We start from the raw sequence: 19,139 nt of genomic DNA, 5'->3' as shown, positions 1-19,139 counted from the left end.
AGTAGGAAACTGCTCCTACTCGGCCATCAATAAAGCCCGTTCGGGAAATAGCGCAGGTAGATATCCTGCAGCCGGCCGTTGCGCGACAGGACGCTGAGCGCCTGGTCGAAGGCGGCGACCAAGAGCGGGTCGTCCTTGCCGAGCATGATCGACAGGCCTTCGCCGAGGAATTTTTCCGAGAGATAGGGGCCGTCGAAGAGAGCGCAGCATTTCGCCGAACCTTCGCCCGCCACCCAAAAGGGTAGTCTCAGGCCATCGGAAAAGGCGGCATCCACCTTGCCCGTCTTCAGGGCCTCCAGCACCGCTTCGTAATTGTCGAACGGGGTCGCGGCGATCTTCGGGAAAAACGCCTTCAACATCAATTCATGGGCGGTACCCCTGACGACGCCGACGGGCTTGCCGGAAAGCGCTGCCGCCGTATCGCCGTCGATCCTGGCCTTCAGGTTGCGGGCGAACCGCGCCGGCACGCCGAGATAAGGCCGCGAGAAGGCAAACCGCTGGCGCCGCTCCGGCGTCACGGCCATGCCGGCCATGACCGCTTCGCCGGCGCCACCCTCCAGGGCCTTTTCCAGCTCGTCGAAAGGCAGCGCCTGGATCTGGCACTTCGCCTCGATCTTCAACTCGGCGCAGATTTCGCGGGCAAGGTCGACATTGAAGCCGGCAAGCCTGCCTGTCTGGTCGGCGAAGTTGAACGGCGGGAAATCGACGCTCGTCAGGATGCGGACCCGGATCACGGTGGAAAGATCGGGACGGGCGAGCCGCTCCTTGGCATCGAACATCAGGGGCAGCGGACTGCTGCCTTCGGCAGCCCGAGCCGGGACCGCGGCGGCAACAATTCCTGCGGTCAGAAGGCAAAGCCGCAGAAGACGGAAGAACCCCTTGATTTTCGGGGATGCAATCATGGGATGCATCTCTATGATCCAGATCGGGACAGGTTGGGGCGCTTGCTTGCGGGCGGTGTAGCAGAGACATGCGCTTGAGGGAATATCCGCCAGCAGCGCTGCCGGTGCAAGATGATGCGTGGAACAATTCGGCGTCGTCCGGAAACCTGTCGGCTGACAACGGCAGCGCTGCCGGCGACCCGGAACTCCTCGCCCTCTCGCGCGGCGCAACGGGACCAGCATCGAAAGCGAACGGCTTCACAGCGGACAGGTCGATGAGGCGGCCTATTACGGCGCCATGGCGCGTTACCTTCGCCTGCCCTTCATCGCGGCGATCGATCCGAACTCGGTCGCCGACATACCGGGGCTCAATACTCAGTTGCAACGCCCGAACCAGGTCAGGATCAACCATCGCCACAAGGCGCCACAGGTGACGGTCGTGCCCGAAGCGAGAAGGCTTGCCGACCTCAAGGCGGCACTCCCTGCATTGCCGCTGCTCGGACAGGACCTCGCGATCACCGCTCCATCCGCGATCCGCCAGGCGTCTGGACTTGGGCGCGACGCGTGACCTGCTCATCCTGGACGAGTTGGGATGCCTTCCGTTCAGCGCCTCAGGCGGAGCGCTGCTCTTCCACCTGCTGAGCAAGCTCTACCAGCGGACCAGTGTGGTGATCACCACCAATCTCAGCTTCAGCGAGTGGGCGACCGTCTTCCGCGAACCAAACATCGCAGACTGTCCCTATTGTCGACGGGATGGTGCATTATCTGACTATCCTTGACCCGCGCGGGGATCCGCGGGGGTCGATAATCTTGGGGAACGGCAGGTTTAGCACGTCATTGCCCGGCCCGAATCCCCGAATTTTGTGACGCAGTAAGATTAGAACACCTCCGCAGCTTTCGCTGCGCGCTTGCAAGGCACCAGAACCGCACCGGTCTGCCCCGACTCAAGCCCATGAGCCCACTACGAGATCAGGCTCCAACGCCGATCCCTCAACCATTTTCCCGTGCAAGCCGCGATAATACTATATTCAATAATTCTGTATTGATTCTGATATATCGCTGCCAAGATCCTTTGGATAAGTCGAATCTTCATTCAATAAACAAATAAATACTGAATATACGCGTCTAAAATTTCGGGTAAATATTAAATATGATCTGGCGGTCCTACCAATCGAGCGCCAGAGGGACTATATAGAGGTTGCAGCCGCCCTATGCGCCGGCCGCAGAAAGACTCCCATCGAATTCCGGCCACTCCACGACCGCGTCGTCATCAGTCGCGCCGAAGGCGACCTCGAATCCAAATGCAGGATTATCGTTCCTGATACCGCCGAGGCAATGATCGCCGACATGCCGGTGAAGGAACCTGCTGCCGTCAACGGCGGCATCGCCGGGATGGGATACTGAGAGCAGTGCCTGAACCGCTCGGCCGGTGCTGCCGGGAGCGGACCCGCAACATCCATGAAGGGATATTCCATTGGCCACGCAAAGCAGCGGCAAGATTTCAATCGCCCAGCGTTTCGACAACTACCAGCCCAGCAAGACAGTTCTCGTATGGGCGTGCTTCATCACGGTGATCGCCACCATCGTCGTCGGGTTCAACTGGGGCGGCTGGGTGACGGGCGGCTCGTCGCGAGCCTTGTCTGTGACTGCGGGCGACACGGCTCGGGGCGAACTCGCCTCCGCCATCTGCGTCCAGCGTTTCAATGCGGCACCGGACGCAGCAACGAAACTGACCGAACTCAAGGCCATCCCCGACAGCTACAGGAAGCGGCAGTTCATCGAAGCCGGTGGCTGGGCCACCATGCCGGGCCAGACCTCCGCCGACAGCCACGTCGCCGAAGGCTGCAGCACTGCTCTGTCCGTCTAACCGCCTCCTCAAGATACCTCAGCGCCCTGTCATCGGGCCACCTCCTCCATCTGCCAAACAGGAGAATGACATCATGATCCGTTTCGAAAACAAAGTCGCTGCAGCACCCTTGCCGCCGGAGAACGAAAAGAACCGCTTCGACGAGATCCGAGGGGCCGCCGTCGAAGGACACAGGAAATCGGCAGAGGAAAGCGCGCGTCGCCGTTCGCTGCCGGCAAAGGAAGACGACCGTCTTATCTAGGATTATTCCGCATCTGCTTCGTCCACACATAGGCAATCCCGGGTATGGCCTGACCACGCCCGGGATTGAGAAAGACCGATCGCCGAAGGTTAGCGTGGCTTGCGCCAAAGCGGCGAAATAAGCTGGCTCAGCCGTCGAGCGTTCGCAGAAGATCTGCAATCTTGATCGTCGAGAAATTCGAGAACGTGTCGCATATCGCGTATGGCAGGACGATCTGGTCGTTGTGGCGCATGGCGCCGCAGGTATAGACGACGTTCGGCACATACCCTTCCCGCTCTGATGGTTCCGGCCGCACCAGCGGTTCCCGCGAACGGGCGAGGACCTTGGAGGGATCCTGTTTATCGAGCAGCGCCGCGCCGATAGCATATTTGCGGACGGCGCCGACGCCATGGGTCAACAGCAGCCAGCCTTCGTCGAGCTCGATCGGCGAGCCGCAATTGCCCATCTGAACGAACTCCCATGGAAACTTGGGGCCGAGGATCAACTGCCCGCCATTCCAGGTATAGAGATCGTCGGAATAGATGAGGTGGAGGTTCTCGCTATCCTGCCGGCCGATCATCGCGTAGCGGCCATCGATCTTGCGGGGAAACAGGCCCATTCCCTTGTTCCTGGCCACGGTGCCTGCGAGTGGGCTCAAGCGAAAAGACACGAAATCCTTGGTCTCCAGCAGTTCCGAGCGGATGCCCATGCCGTTGTAGGCCGTGTAGGTCGCGTAAAATGTCTTCTCTCCGTTGTCCTCGAATTCGACAAACCGCGCGTCCTCGATTCCGTTCGACTGAGCGGGTGTGATCGGAAAGATGACCCGCTCGCTGATCGACTGTTCCGAACCGAAGCTGACGTCGACCTGCTCGCCTGCCGCAACGGATGTGCGCGCCGTGACGGTTGGCGTGGAAGCGAGCCGCACCGTCGGATCGATGTCAACGCCGCCATCGGCGGCGATCACGCCGGTACGGAATGTCAGGGACGACACGTGCCCTTCGCCGACGGCGCGCAAGCTGAGAACGAAACGCCGGCTCCCCTTTTCCAGACCCGACTGATCCGGATGGGAGACAATACTGGGATTGAACAACGCGGATGCTTCGAAGGAATATTCATTGAGAAAATACGCGCCAACAAGCTGACGCTGTTTTTTCGTGAAGTTGGCGTGAGGCGCGAATGCCTCCTCCATTTCCGCGGCCCGGTTTTCGAACGTCGCGAGCAGGTTACGGTGGCGGCCCTCGAAATTCTCCAGGACGTCGGCGAGAAGGGTTTCCGTCGTCTCCAGGTCAAGCGCCAGAACGCGGTCGACGATATGGTTTGCCCGCGACTTGTCGGTGGGATTGAGGTCCCTCGGTTCGGTGGCAGGCTTGAAAGGTCGCACGACGACGCGCGACGAATCGGGGCGCAGGAAAAGGGCCTGACGGTTCAGAAAAGTGGCTTGTGACAAAGGGACCTCAATTGATCTGATTGGCGATTAGGCGCAGAGGGCGCGAAGGGGGGCGGGTTCTGCAGGCTGCTCGCTGACACGGGCGAACCGGCGATACTCCACAAGGGCCAGAAGATAGGAGATTACGGATTCCCCACCCCGGTTCTCGTTGACGCGCAGGCGGTGCAGTCCGTCGCGACAACTGCCCGTATCGATGTCGACGAGTGTCTGCGAAAGATCGTTGCTGCCGAGAAACCAAGCAAATGCGCTGTTGGCGCCGTTTTTCCATTCTGCGCCTTGATCGGCGTGCCAGGCGGCAAGACAGGCCGAGATCGTTGCAGTGGCCTCGAGCGGCTGCTGATCAAACTCCTGGGGTGGCTTGCGGATGTCGCCGAAACCATCGGTTCCGATCGGCCGGAAATGGCCCCCCGGCGCCGTCTGCTTTGTCATCAGCCAACGCAGGGTCCGCACACCCGCAACGACATACGCGGATGTTCCGCTGGCGTGGCCCGTTATGATCAGCGCCTGGGGCAGGCGTGCATTGTCATAGGAGAGGCCTTCCTCGAACCAGGTCCAATCCCCCGTCTCCACACGAACGAGGATATCCATCAGACGGTCTGCGAGAAGACGGCGCATCCGTTTGGCGAAAAGATCCTCTCCCCTTATGGCACAATAGCCATCCAGCCCAAGGAGGGTGAAAGCCCAGGCGCGCGGTGAGCGAAACATTTCTACCGTCGGCAGAGCTTCCGCGAACAGGGCCGCCGCCCAGCTACGGCGGGACGCATTGATATCGCTGCGGGCACATTCTCCCAGAGCCCAGAGCGTGCGCCCATGGCTGTCCTCGGAGCCCATGTCTTCGAGCCATCTCCGGTCGAAGCCCATGAAGTTGCGAAAATGCTTCTTGTCGGGATTCCACGCGTGTTGCACGAAGGATGCAAATCGGCTCGTCAGTGTCTCCGGTAGAGATTTTTCGCCCGACGTGTTGAGGGCGCTCGCCAGAAGCAATGCCCGTGCGTTGTCATCGACGCAGTAACCGTGCGCGCGATCAGGCACCGAATGGACGGCATGTTGAAAAAGGCCTGTGTCGTCGCACATGGAAAGGAAATAGGTGAGCTGCGTATCCGGCAGGACGGAGACGTCGCGTATTGGTGCATGTCTCTCCCCGGCAGCGGTTGCGAGGGCCCGCAAATGTCGCCTGGCGGTCTCGAAGACGGCCACATAACGTTCGGCCGTCCTTTGCCACGTCATCGACCGGCTGCTGGCATAAGCACGCGCACGCATGGCATCGCGCCTTGTGTCATCCGTCAGCAATCCCGCGATCTCGGTGCCGATGGCTTTTACATCGCCGGACGCAACCAGAATGCCGCGGCCCTCGGCCAGAAGTTCGCGGGCATGCCAATAGGGTGTCGAAACGACCGCTTTTCCCAAGCCGAAACTGTAAGCCAGGGTGCCCGATGTCATCTGCGCCTCGTTCAGATAAGGCGTCGCATAGACGTCGCACATGGAAATGAAGTCCAGGAGCTTTGCCTGGTCGACGAACTGGTCAAGGAAAATGACGTGGTTTTCGATGCCGAGCGCCTGCACCCGGGCAACAAGGCTCTCGCGATAGGCCTCGCCCTGATTGCGGATAAGATTGGGGTGGGTCGCACCGAGCACTACATAGACAGCGTCCGGGCTGCTTTCCAGGATCAGAGGCATCGCATCGATCATCACCTCTATGCCCTTGTTGGGCGAAAGCAGTCCGAATGTCAGGATAACGGGCCTATTATTGAACCCGAGTTTTGCCTTTGCGAGGTCCGGTTCCGCGAAGGCGATGTCGGGAATCCCATGCGGGATCACGTCGATTTTGTCTGCCGGGGCATCATAGACCTGACGCAAAAGCGCACGGCCCTTCTCGGCCATGACGATGACCTTTGCTGATGTCTCGATAATCCGCGTCAGAACGCGGCGCTGGGCTGCATTGGGTTCGGCAAGAACCGTGTGCAGGGTCGTCACGATCGGCATGTTCAGGCGCGACATCAATTCCAGAATATAGCTACCGGCTTCGCCGCCGAAAATTCCAAATTCATGCTGGAGACAAACTACGTCGAATCGTCCGGCATTCAGGGCCTGGGTGGTGCTGATATAGTCCTCGAGGTTTCCGTCACGTATTTGAAGCGAGACAGTGGGAGGGTAATCATAGGTATGGCCGTGATCGTTCATTGCCACGATGACCGCCTCCACCTTTGCCGGGGATTTGGAAACCGCCTGTTGAAGATCGCTGGTGAAAGTCGCGATACCGCAGCGACGCGGGAGCGAATTGCCGATGAATGCAATTTTCCTGAGTTGGGTCATGGTCATGCCTCCGTTGAGCGGAATGGCAAGCCCGCCGGTTGTTGGTGGTGAATGAGTGCCTGTTCAAGATGCCGGAATGCCGGCTTGGCGGTGCGTATGTCGAGATTGCGTAGCAGGTCGGACCTTGGTTGCGCGTCGGCATAGGCAAGCAGGGCGGTCAGTCCGTTGCTTCCGGCCTTGATATGGGTGTGCGAAGCGTCGGCAAACAACGCGTCTCCGATGCCGGCAGATGCCTTCCCGACGTCTATCTCACCGGCGATGACCAGCATCCAAGTTTCGCATTCCGCGTTCAACTCCCAGTTCGAGCCTGCGGGAAGGTTGACCCGTTCGAGGACGAAGAAAGGACAGGAGACCAGCTGTGTCCTCACCTCTGTGAGGTCCATCGGAATTGCCTGGGCATTCGCCGGCTCTAGATCCGCAGCCGCGACGGCCTGCTCCACATGCAGTTCGCGCTCGCGGCCATAGTCGAAAAGACGAAATGTCGTATCGCTTCTCTGCTGAATCTCCGCGACAACAAGCCCGGCGCCAATGGCGTGAATGGTTCCGGCCGGGACGAAAATGACGTCGCCCGCGACGGCATTCCGCCAATCCACGATATCGGCTATGGAGCCATCAAGGATCGCATGGCGCAGTTCCGGCTGCGTTAGCCTCCTCGTCAACCCGACGGCAACCTGAGCCCCCGGTTCCGCTGAAAGAATATACCATGCCTCGGTCTTTCCGGTTCCCATGCCGAGCGATTGCGCAAGGCCGTCGTCGGGATGGACCTGGATCGACAGGGCCTCTTTTGTAAAGAGCAGCTTGAGAAGCAGAGCAGGATCGGGGGCCTGCGCGTCGGCGCGCTCGAACCAAATTTCGCCGATCGCGTCGTCGTGGCGTGTCTTCGCCCAGGGCTGGAGATCGTGGCTGCCCCAGGGTTTGCGTGCAATCCGCACGCCGGCCTGCTCGATTGCCATTATGGAACTCCTTCATCGAACCGCTAAGACCGGGACGATCTGAGGTCGGAGTATCCTGCTGTGGGGTGGCGGACAGTTCGTGGGACTGATCTGATTTTGGCCAAAAAGACTGCGTCAGCCTGCGATCGCCTAGATCGGAACGATTTCAAGAAAGAATTAAAATAACAAACCTCGAAATCCAGCTCACCTTTTTTCGATCCATCTTTAAATATAATCGCATATCTAAAAAAATCAATGGCCTGTGATCTTTCAGACAATCTAAATTCGCCGGTAATGTTTTGATATAGTTGGAAATTCTTCCGCATAACAATCATAAATTCAAAGATGTATTTATTGCTTTCTAATAAGGATTACTGCTTATCTGAAAGAGGATCGAGTGACCTTGCCCCCAAGTTTTATCCAGTTTTGAGTTCGCTCCAGCGGTTTTTGGTTGCTGTATTTGGGGCGGTAGCGGCGGGTTGCGGTGCGGAGCCATTTCGGCTGCGCAGCACCGCATCACGTCGCGGATTGATGGTCTGAGCGAACTCGGCGGGTGTCAGCCAGCCAAGGCCGGAGTGCGGTCGATGATCGTTGTAATCGCTGCGCCAGTTTGAAAGCGCTGATCGAGCGTGGGTCAATGACGAGAAGAGCGTTTCATTCAAGAGCTCGTCGCGCAGCCGACCATTGAAGCTTTCGATGAAGGCGTTCTGGATCGGTTTGCCTGGTGCGATGTAGTGCCAATCGACTTTGGTCCGGTCGGCCCATTGCAGGATCGCGTTGCTGGTGAACTCGCTGCCATTGTCACTGACGATCATCCTGGGTTTGCCACGTTCCTCGATAATCCGATCAAGCTCGCGGGCAACCCGAAGGCCGGAAAGCGAGGTATCCGCGACGAGGCCAAGGCATTCTCTGGTGCAATCGTCGACGACCGTCAAAACCCGGAACCTGCGACCATCGGTGAACTGATCCGACACGAAGTCCAACGACCAACGATCGTTGGACGCCATCGGAACCAGCATCGGTGCTCGTGTGCCTATCGCTCGCTTTCGGCCGCCACGCTTGCGCACCGTCAGCTTCTCCTCGCGATAGAGCCGGAAGAGCTTCTTGTGGTTTACAAGGTGTCCCTCGCGCCTGAGCAGCACATGAAGGCGTCGATAGCCGAAGCGGCGGCGTTCGTGCGCCAACGCCTTCATGCGCTCGCGAAGGCCCTGATCGTCGCTGAGTTTAGTGTCATAACGGATCGTCATCCGGCAAAAACCGATGGCTTTACACGCCCGCCGTTCGCTCATCCCACGTTGGTTCATGAGATGTGCGACAGCTTTCCGCTGGGCTGCGGGCGTCACCACTTCTTTCCCAAAAGGTCTTTCAAAGCGGCATTGTCGAGCATGGCATCCGCCAGAAGCCGCTTCAGCTTCGTGTTCTCGTCCTCCAGCGTCTTCAGCCGCTTGGCCTCGGACACCTCCATGCCGCCAAACTTGGCTTTCCATTTATAGATGCTGGCATCGCTGACACCGTGCTTGCGGCAAAGCTCCGCGACCGGCGTGCCCGCCTCGTGCTCCTTCAGAATGCCGATGATCTGTTCGTCCGTGAAACGGTTGCGCTTCATTCTCTGGTCCTCTCAATGGGCCAGAGCTTACTTCAAAATGGATTATTTCAACGGGGCAAGGTCACGAGGATCAGATGTTCGCCCTAAACCTCGGATTTCCGCTCCCTATTCAGGTCGTGATATCGGCTGCCAGAAGCGCTGAAGCAGGCCTTTCTCGAGCTTGCGGAGGGTTAACCCCTGACATCATGGCAGACGGCCGGTGGCAGTCTTCCTCCGGTGCTGAAGGCCTTGCATCAGGCGCGGAAAACGTTGGTTGGACGGGCGAGGAAGGGGACGTTGCGACCGCGGACTGGTCCAGAACCAACTGGATCAGATGTCACTCCTGTAGGCCAGCCGTAAATGGTTCAATATTTGGCGTTGGACTTGTCGGCCATCACGTGAGCTAGTCTCAGTCGATCGTTGATGTCTTGTCCCCTTTGGTACCAGCGTATTCGTCACCTACTGGTTGAGCTTTGCGGCGATGATTGGGACGCGAAACGTGCGATCTCAACACGTTCGACAGGTCGCGCGGCCGTCGGCACGCGGTGATCAGAGCCTATGAACACAATCGCCGCTCGCGCCACCACTGCATCCGAACCCCCTTGATGGGCCCTAGGAGAATTCTCGATGATAAAATTCGAAGCCGTACAACCACGTTTGGATGGACCACGAGCCGCGGTTTACGAGTTTGCGAAAAAATATCGATTGGGTGAAGTGGAAGCTGAGCGGCTTTTTCTCAAGTTAGGTGCTTCGGCAACGCAGGTCGCTATGCTCGCGGAGGCCAAGTTTCCTGCTCCGGAATTCGGAAGACCCACCAACAAGGCTAAAGCATCATGAAACCGACGGCGTTCGATGGACAGGTTGTAAATATTGCCGAGAGTTCACACCCGGCGGAGGCTCTGGGCAACCGCCCGATGGTCAAATCGGCGGGAGACCCCGCCGCTGGCCTGAGACAGCGCATCGCGGCCACGGTAACTGCTGCTCGAGCGCAAAGAGAAGCCGAACTGCAGCAGGCCTCGGATCGCGCGAACGCGGAGCGACGGGAGGTACAGCAAAAGGCAAAGAACGCATTGCTGATGCTTTTGAGCGACGACGTCATAAATTCCATCATCGGAAAGCATGCCGGTCTGGGCGAACTTTATGTCGGAACGATCCAAGTGACGAAGCGTGGAGTTGAACTCATCAGGAGCGGCGGAGCGGGAGCATCGCACATGATGGGTGACAGGCTCGATCTCAGATTTGACGGAGGCATTCTGCAGGCTGGCCAACAACTGAAATCGCTCGAATTTCAAAGTCGTGTACTGGAACTGCAGACGCATGGCATCAGGGTTGAGGGGGTGCATGACACTTCGGCACAAGCCATTTTGATTACGTTCGACTATGAGAATGCGGTGGGCTGACGCCTGATCTAGCTGGGGGGTGGCCATAGGGAACGAGATCTACCTCTACTGGATTTAGTGCTGCAACGGCGGCCAATGCCCGTGATGACCGAATGCCGGGACAGGCTTGTGCGGTGGCGCATGGGGATGCGTCATGTGGCTGAAGAGGGTTCCCTATTCAGGATCGATGGCATCAAACTTGGCTCTCGTTCAGAGGGCGTCGGGAGATCGATGTTGGGTTAGCACACGCGAGATGATCCCTGAAGACACTCATCACCGCGGTTGATGCCCGAGAGATTGGTGCCGCGGGTTGTCCCCGGGAACAAGGGCGAAGTCAGGACGAACAGCCAAGCTCACGCTGCACTAGGCAAGAACATATGCCTCAATGGCGGCTGCTATGAATGCCTCGCGCGCTACGGAGCTCGAACGACTATGGAAGAGCGCACCCTCGCACGCTTGTTTGGCGGCTTGATACTGTTTATCGCGCTCAGGCGGCCAACGTCTTTCAAGGAATTCCAGCCCGTCCGCAGCGTTCTCTATCATTTCAGGCGAACCGTAACCGATGCGAACGGCAACGGGAGTGCCCCATTGAACGCCCGCGATGTAGGCCGGTACTCGCTTCCACGGCATGATAGTTCTCCTCCCGGCACAATGCTGGAGGTAGCACGACGCGCTCATTCCCGCCACTTAGCAACAACAATCGGACGCTTGCACCCACCTCGCCCTTGTTGAGGCCGATCTGGGCGCGGCGCTGCATATCGGTGTCGAGGATCCATCCTATGATAAAGAGAGTACGTTCGACGCATTCTACCTCGCGCAGCGCCGCAGCCAAATCGTTCTGTCGGGGATAGGATGCGAGTTTCCGGAGTAGCTGGCTCAGTCTGCTCTTGCCGGCAGCCATCGTGGCGGCGCACTGGCATAGATCGGGCCAATTGGCGACGATCAACTCTTCCCGGATTTTGCCGCCGACCAGGCCGCGTAAATCCTTCAGCGTTGCTGCGGGATTGAACACGTAGCCGTTTCGATGGCAAATCACGAATACGCAGGATGAGGCGACAGCCAAGCATGGCGCTGATGCCGAAGAGGTGATCCGTGAAGCCGGTCGTATCGGCATATTGTTCCCCAACCTGCCGACCTGCCTCATTCATCAGCAAACTGTCCAGGATGTACGGCGCTTCGCTAACGGTCGCACCAACGGCGGGCTAACAGGCTCTTCTCGGGAGGAAGCGATAAATCATGTCGGGAAAGCCGCACTTAGTGCGGAAAAGCCATCATGATTTACTTGTGATCCATGAATCATGTTGAATTATCCGCTCTAAGCGCGGATAATTCAACATGGTTCACGATCAACGATCCGCTCTGTCATCTCATATCGCCAGCCTGCTATCCGCGGGCCAGGTGGTCTTTACCAGCGAGCAGGTGGAACAGGCGTTGGGGCTCGCTCGAGGCGCGTTCCTTGATGCCGCCGAGCGGCTGCAACGCCGCAAGGCGCTGATCAGGCCGCGCCAGGGTCTCTATGTCGCCGTGCCCCCGCAGTTCGCCTCGTGGGGCGCGCCGCCCCCTTCGTGGTACATCGATGCCCTGATGCGGTACGAACAGCAGCCTTACTATGTCGGGTTGCTGAAAGCGGCCGAACTCCACGGCGCTACGCACCAAGCCGTGATGGAGTTCCAGATCATTACCGGCAAACGCATGCCCAAGATCAAAGCGGGCCGCAATCTGATTGTCTTCTACTACCGCAAGGACGTCGCGGCGGTGGAGGCGGGCATCGAGGACCGAAAGACAGATACAGGTAGAATGAAAATATCCTCGCCCGCTCTTACGGCGCTCGACCTCCTGCGCTACCCGCAGGCCGCAGGCGGTATCGATAATGTCGCGACGGTACTCACGGACCTCGCCGAGAAAATCTCGCCCCCTCAGCTTGCCGCGCTCTCCAATGCGGCCGAACGGCCTGTGGTCCAGCGTCTCGGTCACTTGCTGGATCGGCTGGGGCACGCCGATCGCGCAGTCCCTATGCACGCGGCGCTGACCGATCGCGGCGCGGCGCCATGGACGGAACTCGACAGGCAGGAGGCACGTGATCCCGATTTCACGCCCGAGCCGCAGGAGCGCGACGACCGCTGGCATGTGATCGTGCGCCGTACGCCGGAGGTCGACGAATGATCCCTTCTCAGAACATCGTCGCCTGGGGTAGTGTCGTTCCCTGGGCGGACCAGCGGCAGGTTGAACAGGACCTTATCATCAGCCGCGCCCTCATCGACATCTTCAACGACACGATGCTGAGCGCCGAACTTCGTTTTCGCGGCGGCACGGCTCTGAACAAGCTCCATTTCCCCAAGCCGCTTCGCTACTCCGAAGATATAGACCTCGTCCGAACCTCCTCGGGCCCGATCGGATCGATCCTCGATCAGTTGCGCGTCGTTCTGGAACCTTGGCTCGGCCGCGCGCAATTCGACCAAAGCCCGGTCGCCCCCAAGTTTCGTTTCCGTGCCGAGGCTGAAGACGGAAGTGGTGTACCCATCCGGCTCAAGGTCGAAATCAATACGCGCGAAATCGAAGCCTTCGATCCTCCGCAAGCCATGGCGCTGCGCGTCGACAATCCGTGGTTCGCCGGCGAGGCTGCGATCCCGACCTTCTCTCGCGAGGAGATGCTGGCGACAAAGCTGCGAGCGCTTCTTCAGCGCGACAAGGGCCGCGACCTCTACGATCTTTCTCACGCGCTGGAGGCGTTCGAAGGTCTGAATGTCGATCGGGTCGCCGTGTTGTTCGGCCAATATCTCGCCCTTGCAGGGCAATCGATATCGCGCGCCCAGGCAGAGGAGCGGATGTTCGCCAAGCTCGCGAATCCGCGCCTCCTCATCGACATGAAGCCGCTGCTTCCTCTTGCGCAGGCCGAAAGCCTGACCGAGAACGCCACCAGGGATGCCTTCGTGCGCGTCTTCGAGGAAATGATCGTCAAGATCGCCGGTGACCCATGGGTCCGTACGGGCGAGATGAAAGAGCGGTTCGGGTTGGACAGCCCTGCCGCAGAGATTAATCTATAGGCGCGTCCGATATGGAGTTTGGCGGGCGACGGCGGGTTGAACGGGTCGGATTTTCGTATGGCCGAGATTTTCGAGAAGGCACCCAAGGCTTCCAGACCATGCCTCGGTCGAGGCGGTTCTGGCGCGCTTGCCGGGTGGCACCGACGATTCCGCACTGGCGGCGGCGCTGACCGAGGCGTTTCCCGGGTTCGCCTTCACCGCGGTGAATGACGTGATGAATATTGGCGGGTCGAGCGTTCGGTGCTTGCCGCCGATGGAACTCGGCTCGCCGAGTACCGAGCATGGATAGAAGCCGAACTGGGGAAGGACAATGGCGGCATCCGCGCAATGTGGGAGCGCCTGCGCGAAACCGGCCTTCAGATTTCGGAATGGCACGGCAACAGCGTTTACGCGTTCGCTCCGGCCGGATCGGGCGCGGCTGACTATGTGCAGGTTTCGCTCGGCCGTGAGGTGGAGTGGTGCGCCGGGCCGATCGTCAACCCGTCATATCGCCCTTGGAGCGAGCTGGAGCTGCTTGATCCGTCATGGATCAAGCACGATGCCAGGTCCGACGATAAAGTGATCGCGAGCGGAGAACCGGAGTAGCCCGATCTGCCCCTCCCGCCAAGCCATTGCTCTGGCGTTCGCAGGGAGGCACGGATGGTCGGAAGTTGGACTATTCACAACGACAGACCTTCCGTCGTATCTAACGCCGACCAGGAGAAGCCGCCGCGGCCCATGGCTGAGCCCGGTTGTGATCCTCGTGCTGCGCGGCGGGAAGAAAGACATACGTGGAAAATAAGCAGTCGAATATCAGGGCGGCCGCATGGATGATGACATCCATCGCATTGCTCCTGCTCATGGCCGTCTCGGGTCGGGCCGTAACCCGCGAGATCGACGTTTTTCAGGTGATGGAGATGCGCTCCGTTATCGCCTTCTTCATGCTGTTGCCGCTTGTCCATCGCGAAGGCGGCATCAAGGCGATGCGAACGAGCATTCTGCCAAGCCACATAGGCCGCAACGTTGCCCACTATGTCGGCCAGTTCGCCTGGCTAATGGGCCTTACACTGATCCCGCTGGCGCAAGTCATCGCCATCGAGTTCACCGCCCCCATCTGGGCAGCTCTAATGGCCGCGGCGTTTCTCGGAGAACGGCTGACATGGCGTAAAGGCGTGGCAATCCTGTTTGGTCTGGCCGGCGTAGCTCTGATCGTGCGCCCCGGTGCTGCGGCGCTCAACCCGGGTCACCTCATCGTGCTCGGCGCAGCCTTTGTATTCGCCATATCCTTCATCACCACAAAGGCCCTGACACGTTCCGACAGCGCAACGAAGATCATCTTCTGGATGCTCGTCATTCAATCGGTAATCGGAATAGTACCGGCGCTGAACGTATGGGTCTGGCCGTCTGCAGCAATCTGGCCGTGGATCTTCCTGATCGCATTTACAGGCACATTCGCCCACTATTGCATGGCAAAGGCATTGTTCCATGCCGACGCAACGGTGGTGATGCCGATGGACTATCTGCGCGTGCCGTTGTCCGCCCTCCTTGGTTACCTCCTGTATGCCGAGGCGATCGACAGTTTTACGGCGATTGGCGCGGGACTGATCCTTGCCGGCAATCTTTTCAACCTACGCCGTCCCAACGCCAACCGGATACAAGCCACTCCGTCCTGACGGTCGTCGGGAAAAACCGTTCGATACCGCATCCTGGTCGTTCTCCCTGAGCGGCTGGCTGGCTGATACCAGAACATCGGCGCAATGGTGTGAGCGGTTTCTATCGGATATTCAGCAAATAACCGCACACCCCGTCGACCTGAAACCATGCCGATCCTGCATCTCCGCGGCCCCGGGCGCTTGCCTCACGCTCAGCCCGCGAGCCGGCGACCGGGAACGCCTGCCCGCGCAAGGGCCATCAGCATCGGACCGACAGCGAACTCGCCTCTTTCGGTACGGCGGGTGAGATCGCACAGATAGCCGCCAGCCGAGTTGATGTGCCCTCCCCTCTCGAGAATGCAGGCAATGACGGTCGCGGCATTTTCCCTCCCCATCGCCATACACGCTTGCTCATAGGCGGTAGAGCTGACCCCCAGCATGGTACGGACAACGACCGCCGCCGCCATCAGGTCGCGCCAGTTGTCGATCCTCCCGCCTGGCCCGTAGTCTGCGATCTGCGGGCAGGCCTGGAGTACGAGCCCGAGCGGGAAGGATTGCAGAGATCTTTGGCCTACACCGTCGTTGCGGGACGCTCTTTCGCTGCTTTGGTTACCTGGAACGGGTGTACTCAACGGTTGGGGTCCGTTCGGCAAGGGTGCAACACGCGTGATCTCCAGGCGGGGTTCAGATTCATAATGGTAGTTAAGATTAGAATTCTGTTTGTGGCGCTCAATCTGAGACTCTCTGGCGTCGATTTTTTGCGTTTTTACCCGGATTTCCAAGAGGTTGATGATTTCCGAGCGCAACATTTCCATCTCCTCCAGAACGGGAGCGAGGGTTTTGACGGTGGCGACGCGCGGAATCTGCCCGACCAGCGCCCGGAACATGTCGAGGATCATCCCCCAATCGCCCGGAACACCTTCGTCGAAGGCTGCGGCAATCAGCTTGGCGATATCACGCCGGCAGACGGTGAGCCGGTCGCGGGTGATCCGCAGCAGTTCCCGATCGGCAATCACCTGGGCGGCCATGCTCTCGATCTCGGCTGCACGCGCCAGAAGCGGCGCGAGGCTGAAGCCGAACGCCTCGTTGATCTCTCCAGCCCTACTGCGCCGGGCGTAACGTTTCCCGTTCGGGCTATCCTTGCGCAGGATGAGACCGACCTCGATGAGAACGGCAAGATGTCGCCGGAGGGTCGCAGCCGTCATGCCACGGGCGCGGAGAGAGAGCTGGGCGTTGGAAGGGAAGACGACGAGACCCCTCGCCTCGGAAATCTCGTCATCAGGGTAGAAGGTCAACAGCGCGTCCAGCACCGTCAAGGCACGATCGGTCACGCCCAGCAACGGCCGTGCCTCGCAGACGGCTCTGAACAGTTTCCATTTGTTACGGGTAAATCCGGGTTCAATTGTCTCGGCAAGTTGCTGATTTACCAACATGCCAAGCGACATTGCCCGCCGCCCAAAGGGCGTCGTCACATACCTACTCTCCATCTGCCTTCACTTTCGCTAAGGCAAAAGAAATCCGCACGCCCAAACGGCGCCTAAACTCTTGACAGTGATTCGAGGAAATGCGATTCTGGATTTGCTAAGATCTGAGAAGGGCTTCCACGACCATGTCGCTTGGGGGCCTTTTTCTTTTGCGGTTTACGCTCCTTTATTCTGTTGGAATTCTGCAAAGAGGCCTTCGAGCCTCTCCTGCACGAACTGATCGAACCCGGGCGCGGCCTTGTTATCAAAAACAAAGGTTGCGCTCGATGCGTTCTTCTTGAACTGGACCGGAATTCCGGAAATTTGCGAATTGGCGGCAGGAGCCTTGGTTACGGCCGGTCTTCTGGAGGCCAGCGCCAGCGCCCGATGAAACCGCTCGTCGCTTGATAGCGGCCGCGAGTTGTCCGCGGACAACTCCGCCAAAATCCGGTCAGGCTCCACACTCTCAAGGCGCTCACCCAATTCCAGCCAGCGTCTGCGGCCGATCTCCGGTGCCACGCCGATGGCGGTTATCAAGGTGATCGGCACCTGCCGCGTCACGATCAGCATCTTGGAGAGAGCGGCCTTATCCACACCCAGCGCCGCCATGATGATGTCGCGGGTAAAACCCCGTTGCTCGAGCCGCAAAGCGAAAAGCGCCCGCTCGATATAGGAGAGGTTGGTTCGGGCGCTGTTTTCCTGCCCTTGGCTGACCACAAGCTGATCATCAGTGAGTTCGCGGACAACTGCCCGTACACGGATGCCAAGTTTTTTGACCGCAGCCAGCCGCCGATGGCCGTAGGCGACCTGATAGCGGCCTTTCGTCTGCGGGTGGGGCCTCACCAGGATGGGCACCTGCTGGCCATGCTCGCGGATCTGCTCCACCAGCTCGTTCAGCTGAACCGCGTCGATCTCCAGTCGATCTTCGACGAAGGACGCGTCGATAAGGCCAGGATCGATCTCGACGACCATCTGGCCCTGGGCCAGCTGCCGTTCAAGATCGTTCGCCCGTTCGACCTTCTCGGTGATGTTGCCAAGCGTCTTGGTGATCCCGCCGACAGGGGCCGGATTGCGGGCCTGTGGCACAAAGCCGGCGATCGGGCGATTGTCCCTCAGGGCAGTGGGCTCGGGGCGCACCGCGGTGGACGACGATATCTCGATGAGGTTTTTTCGTGCCATCTAATTACTTCCTTCCCCACGTGGATCGGATATGGGCCTCGATCTCGGCATTCACGAGATTGAGCGATTCCCAGGCGCGATCGTAGGTGCCGCGGACGAACAGCGACCTGTCCACTTCATAAAGCGTTTGCTTCGTCACCCCGGCATCGGCGATGGCGGTCGATTTCAGCATCGCGTTCTGAAGCATGCGGTTGCCAAAGATGGCGCGCATGAAGCCCGTCATCTGGCTTTGCGGGCCGTCATTGGGTTCAAATCTGGTGACGAGGTACCGCATCCAGTCGTAACTCGTCCGGCCCCCTGCCCTTTCGACCACGGACATGAGCTCGCTGGTCATGGTCAGGAACTGCGACATCGACATAACGTCGAGCATTTGCGGATGCACGGTGATCAACACAGACGTGGCAGCGCAGAGCGCCGACATCGTCAGGAACCCGAGCTGCGGCGGGCAATCGACGACCACAACATCGTAGAGGCTTTCGATCTCGGTCAGCGCCTCGCCGATCCGGGCGAAGAACATTGTCTCCGCGGTTCCGGATGCCATCGCCTTCGGGGTCTCGTGCTCGAACTCCATGAGCTCAAGATTGCCAGGGATCAGGTGGAGATGGGGGGTATAGGTGGCGCGCACGATATCGGCAATCGGCCGCGGATCTTCATAGCGGATCGCGCCGTAGAGCGTCTCTGCCTCGCCGACGTCGAGTTCCGGCTGATGGCCGAACAGGGCCGAAAGAGAGGCCTGCGGGTCGAGATCGACGGCCAGAACGCGGTAGCCTCTCAAGGCGAGATATTGCGCCAGATGCGCGGCGGTGGTCGTCTTGCCTGAGCCGCCCTTGAAGTTCATCACCGACACGATCTGAAGCTTGTCGGCGCCCTTGCGGGACGGGACGTATTTCGGCGTCCCGTTGCGTTCATCGAGAACCCGACGGATCCGATCCATATCGTCAGCACCATAAAGGCGCCGGCCATTGGCAAGGGGGTCCGGGCCGTGCCCCTCGGCTGCGACCTGCCTGAGATAACCCTCGCCGATGCCAATGAAACCCGCTGCCTCGGCAGGGGAAAAGACCCGCATCGTCTTTTGAGAAAGGGGTGGGAAGATTTTGGCCTGGTGCTGCTGGAGCTGATAGGACAGCTCCTGCGCGTCTGTTGCCAGAAGGGAAGGAAGATGCTCTTGATCGTCCTGGATAACGAGACTCGGCTGCAT

Annotated in this window: 20 protein-coding genes and 2 pseudogenes; 11 read left to right on the top strand and 11 right to left on the bottom strand. The window is 59.4% G+C overall.

The window, feature by feature from the left end; genetic code table 11:
- Window positions 1-26: 26 nt before the first annotated feature.
- Complete coding sequence (locus ACSQ3G_RS22830; protein WP_436111784.1) at window positions 27-911, bottom strand: transporter substrate-binding domain-containing protein; 885 nt, start codon at window positions 909-911, stop codon at window positions 27-29.
- A gap of 268 nt (window positions 912-1,179) precedes the next feature.
- Between ACSQ3G_RS22830 and ACSQ3G_RS22825 the strand changes: the two genes are divergently transcribed.
- From ACSQ3G_RS22825 to ACSQ3G_RS22805, 5 genes and pseudogenes are all read left to right on the top strand, one after another.
- Window positions 1,180-1,449 (top strand): hypothetical protein, encoded by a 270-nt coding sequence (locus ACSQ3G_RS22825; RefSeq protein WP_436111783.1) that lies wholly within the window; start codon window positions 1,180-1,182, stop codon window positions 1,447-1,449.
- Window positions 1,433-1,660 carry an ATP-binding protein gene (locus tag ACSQ3G_RS22820; protein WP_436111782.1) on the top strand — a complete coding sequence of 76 codons (228 nt, stop codon included), beginning with the start codon at window positions 1,433-1,435 and terminating at the stop codon, window positions 1,658-1,660. Before ACSQ3G_RS22825 ends, ACSQ3G_RS22820 begins: the two co-directional genes overlap by 17 nt.
- A 457-nt stretch (window positions 1,661-2,117) precedes the next feature.
- Window positions 2,118-2,213: pseudogene (locus tag ACSQ3G_RS22815) on the top strand (co-chaperone GroES); the annotation flags it as partial.
- Window positions 2,214-2,355: 142 nt separating this feature from the next.
- Window positions 2,356-2,748 (top strand): hypothetical protein, encoded by a 393-nt coding sequence (locus ACSQ3G_RS22810; RefSeq protein WP_436111781.1) that lies wholly within the window; start codon window positions 2,356-2,358, stop codon window positions 2,746-2,748.
- A gap of 73 nt (window positions 2,749-2,821) precedes the next feature.
- Complete coding sequence (locus tag ACSQ3G_RS22805; protein WP_436111780.1) at window positions 2,822-2,989, top strand: hypothetical protein; 168 nt, start codon at window positions 2,822-2,824, stop codon at window positions 2,987-2,989.
- A 127-nt stretch (window positions 2,990-3,116) separates the two neighbouring features.
- Here the strand turns inward: ACSQ3G_RS22805 and ACSQ3G_RS22800 are convergent, their stop codons facing one another.
- The 4 genes from ACSQ3G_RS22800 to ACSQ3G_RS22785 all read right to left on the bottom strand — a co-directional run bounded on the left by ACSQ3G_RS22800 (window position 3,117) and on the right by ACSQ3G_RS22785 (window position 9,266).
- Complete coding sequence (locus tag ACSQ3G_RS22800; protein ID WP_436111779.1) at window positions 3,117-4,415, bottom strand: glycoside hydrolase family 130 protein; 1,299 nt, start codon at window positions 4,413-4,415, stop codon at window positions 3,117-3,119.
- A gap of 27 nt (window positions 4,416-4,442) precedes the next feature.
- Window positions 4,443-6,728: a glycosyltransferase family 4 protein gene (locus ACSQ3G_RS22795; RefSeq protein ID WP_436111778.1), complete on the bottom strand. Its 2,286-nt coding sequence runs from the start codon at window positions 6,726-6,728 to the stop codon at window positions 4,443-4,445.
- Between the two features lie 2 nt (window positions 6,729-6,730).
- Window positions 6,731-7,681 (bottom strand): class I mannose-6-phosphate isomerase, encoded by a 951-nt coding sequence (locus ACSQ3G_RS22790; RefSeq protein WP_436111777.1) that lies wholly within the window; start codon window positions 7,679-7,681, stop codon window positions 6,731-6,733.
- A 395-nt stretch (window positions 7,682-8,076) separates the two neighbouring features.
- A protein-coding gene (locus ACSQ3G_RS22785; RefSeq protein WP_255760215.1) for an IS3 family transposase occupies window positions 8,077-9,266 on the bottom strand; the annotation gives its coding sequence in 2 pieces (ribosomal slippage) (window positions 8,077-9,017 and window positions 9,017-9,266; 1,191 coding nt in all).
- A gap of 606 nt (window positions 9,267-9,872) precedes the next feature.
- On the opposite strand from ACSQ3G_RS22785, the gene ACSQ3G_RS22780 reads away from it, so the two are divergent.
- Both ACSQ3G_RS22780 and ACSQ3G_RS22775 read left to right on the top strand, forming a co-directional pair.
- On the top strand, window positions 9,873-10,082 hold the full coding sequence (locus ACSQ3G_RS22780; protein ID WP_046664802.1) for a hypothetical protein: 210 nt from the start codon (window positions 9,873-9,875) through the stop codon (window positions 10,080-10,082).
- Window positions 10,079-10,645, top strand: coding sequence for a hypothetical protein (locus tag ACSQ3G_RS22775; protein ID WP_436111776.1), 567 nt, complete (start codon window positions 10,079-10,081; stop codon window positions 10,643-10,645). The genes ACSQ3G_RS22780 and ACSQ3G_RS22775 overlap by 4 nt, the downstream gene beginning before the upstream one ends.
- A 342-nt stretch (window positions 10,646-10,987) precedes the next feature.
- Here ACSQ3G_RS22775 and ACSQ3G_RS22770 read toward each other — a convergent pair whose 3' ends face one another.
- Complete coding sequence (locus ACSQ3G_RS22770; RefSeq protein WP_436111775.1) at window positions 10,988-11,167, bottom strand: DUF982 domain-containing protein; 180 nt, start codon at window positions 11,165-11,167, stop codon at window positions 10,988-10,990.
- Between the two features lie 139 nt (window positions 11,168-11,306).
- Window positions 11,307-11,820: pseudogene (locus tag ACSQ3G_RS22765) on the bottom strand (Tn3 family transposase); the annotation flags it as partial.
- Window positions 11,821-11,959: 139 nt separating this feature from the next.
- Here ACSQ3G_RS22765 and ACSQ3G_RS22760 point away from each other — a divergent pair.
- The 3 genes from ACSQ3G_RS22760 (at window position 11,960) to ACSQ3G_RS22750 (ending at window position 14,253) form a co-directional block, all read left to right on the top strand.
- Window positions 11,960-12,787 (top strand): type IV toxin-antitoxin system AbiEi family antitoxin domain-containing protein, encoded by an 828-nt coding sequence (locus tag ACSQ3G_RS22760; protein WP_436111774.1) that lies wholly within the window; start codon window positions 11,960-11,962, stop codon window positions 12,785-12,787.
- Window positions 12,784-13,668, top strand: coding sequence for a nucleotidyl transferase AbiEii/AbiGii toxin family protein (locus tag ACSQ3G_RS22755; RefSeq protein ID WP_436111773.1), 885 nt, complete (start codon window positions 12,784-12,786; stop codon window positions 13,666-13,668). Before ACSQ3G_RS22760 ends, ACSQ3G_RS22755 begins: the two co-directional genes overlap by 4 nt.
- Window positions 13,669-13,908: 240 nt before the next feature.
- Window positions 13,909-14,253 (top strand): hypothetical protein, encoded by a 345-nt coding sequence (locus ACSQ3G_RS22750; protein ID WP_436111772.1) that lies wholly within the window; start codon window positions 13,909-13,911, stop codon window positions 14,251-14,253.
- A 100-nt stretch (window positions 14,254-14,353) separates the two neighbouring features.
- On the opposite strand, the gene ACSQ3G_RS22745 is transcribed toward ACSQ3G_RS22750, so the two are convergent.
- Window positions 14,354-14,491: a hypothetical protein gene (locus ACSQ3G_RS22745; protein WP_436113252.1), complete on the bottom strand. Its 138-nt coding sequence runs from the start codon at window positions 14,489-14,491 to the stop codon at window positions 14,354-14,356.
- Here ACSQ3G_RS22745 and ACSQ3G_RS22740 point away from each other — a divergent pair.
- Window positions 14,478-15,320 (top strand): DMT family transporter, encoded by an 843-nt coding sequence (locus tag ACSQ3G_RS22740; RefSeq protein WP_436111771.1) that lies wholly within the window; start codon window positions 14,478-14,480, stop codon window positions 15,318-15,320. The genes ACSQ3G_RS22745 and ACSQ3G_RS22740 overlap by 14 nt on opposite strands.
- A 191-nt stretch (window positions 15,321-15,511) precedes the next feature.
- On the opposite strand, the gene repC is transcribed toward ACSQ3G_RS22740, so the two are convergent.
- The 3 genes from repC to repA form a co-directional block, all read right to left on the bottom strand.
- A complete protein-coding gene (gene repC / locus ACSQ3G_RS22735) occupies window positions 15,512-16,786 on the bottom strand; it encodes a plasmid replication protein RepC (RefSeq protein ID WP_436111770.1) in 1,275 nt (424 codons plus the stop codon).
- Between the two features lie 153 nt (window positions 16,787-16,939).
- Window positions 16,940-17,941 (bottom strand): plasmid partitioning protein RepB, encoded by a 1,002-nt coding sequence (gene repB / locus ACSQ3G_RS22730; protein WP_436111769.1) that lies wholly within the window; start codon window positions 17,939-17,941, stop codon window positions 16,940-16,942.
- 4 nt (window positions 17,942-17,945) lie between these two features.
- On the bottom strand, window positions 17,946-19,139 hold a 1,194-nt coding region (repA, locus tag ACSQ3G_RS22725; protein ID WP_436111768.1), incomplete at its 5' end, for a plasmid partitioning protein RepA.

The organism is Neorhizobium tomejilense, from assembly GCF_964254135.1.
Taxonomy (GTDB): Bacteria; Pseudomonadota; Alphaproteobacteria; order Rhizobiales; family Rhizobiaceae; genus Neorhizobium; species Neorhizobium tomejilense.
The sequence above is the reverse complement of the archived record's forward strand: the minus strand, read 5'-3'. Positions and strand labels throughout refer to the sequence as shown.

Bases quoted from the DNA above. Each gene is read 5' to 3' on its own strand.
- ACSQ3G_RS22740 (WP_436111771.1), top strand. From the start codon at position 14,478: ATGATGACATCCATCGCATTGCTCCTGCTCATGGCCGTCTCGGGTCGG.
- repB (WP_436111769.1), bottom strand. From the start codon at position 17,941: ATGGCACGAAAAAACCTCATCGAGATATCGTCGTCCACCGCGGTGCGC.
- ACSQ3G_RS22775 (WP_436111776.1), top strand. From the start codon at position 10,079: ATGAAACCGACGGCGTTCGATGGACAGGTTGTAAATATTGCCGAGAGT.
- ACSQ3G_RS22760 (WP_436111774.1), top strand. From the start codon at position 11,960: ATGGTTCACGATCAACGATCCGCTCTGTCATCTCATATCGCCAGCCTG.
- ACSQ3G_RS22780 (WP_046664802.1), top strand. From the start codon at position 9,873: ATGATAAAATTCGAAGCCGTACAACCACGTTTGGATGGACCACGAGCC.
- ACSQ3G_RS22770 (WP_436111775.1), bottom strand. From the start codon at position 11,167: ATGATAGAGAACGCTGCGGACGGGCTGGAATTCCTTGAAAGACGTTGG.
- ACSQ3G_RS22825 (WP_436111783.1), top strand. From the start codon at position 1,180: ATGGCGCGTTACCTTCGCCTGCCCTTCATCGCGGCGATCGATCCGAAC.
- repC (WP_436111770.1), bottom strand. From the start codon at position 16,786: ATGGAGAGTAGGTATGTGACGACGCCCTTTGGGCGGCGGGCAATGTCG.
- ACSQ3G_RS22745 (WP_436113252.1), bottom strand. From the start codon at position 14,491: ATGGATGTCATCATCCATGCGGCCGCCCTGATATTCGACTGCTTATTT.
- ACSQ3G_RS22805 (WP_436111780.1), top strand. From the start codon at position 2,822: ATGATCCGTTTCGAAAACAAAGTCGCTGCAGCACCCTTGCCGCCGGAG.
- ACSQ3G_RS22795 (WP_436111778.1), bottom strand. From the start codon at position 6,728: ATGACCCAACTCAGGAAAATTGCATTCATCGGCAATTCGCTCCCGCGT.
- ACSQ3G_RS22755 (WP_436111773.1), top strand. From the start codon at position 12,784: ATGATCCCTTCTCAGAACATCGTCGCCTGGGGTAGTGTCGTTCCCTGG.
- ACSQ3G_RS22790 (WP_436111777.1), bottom strand. From the start codon at position 7,681: ATGGCAATCGAGCAGGCCGGCGTGCGGATTGCACGCAAACCCTGGGGC.
- ACSQ3G_RS22830 (WP_436111784.1), bottom strand. From the start codon at position 911: ATGCATCCCATGATTGCATCCCCGAAAATCAAGGGGTTCTTCCGTCTT.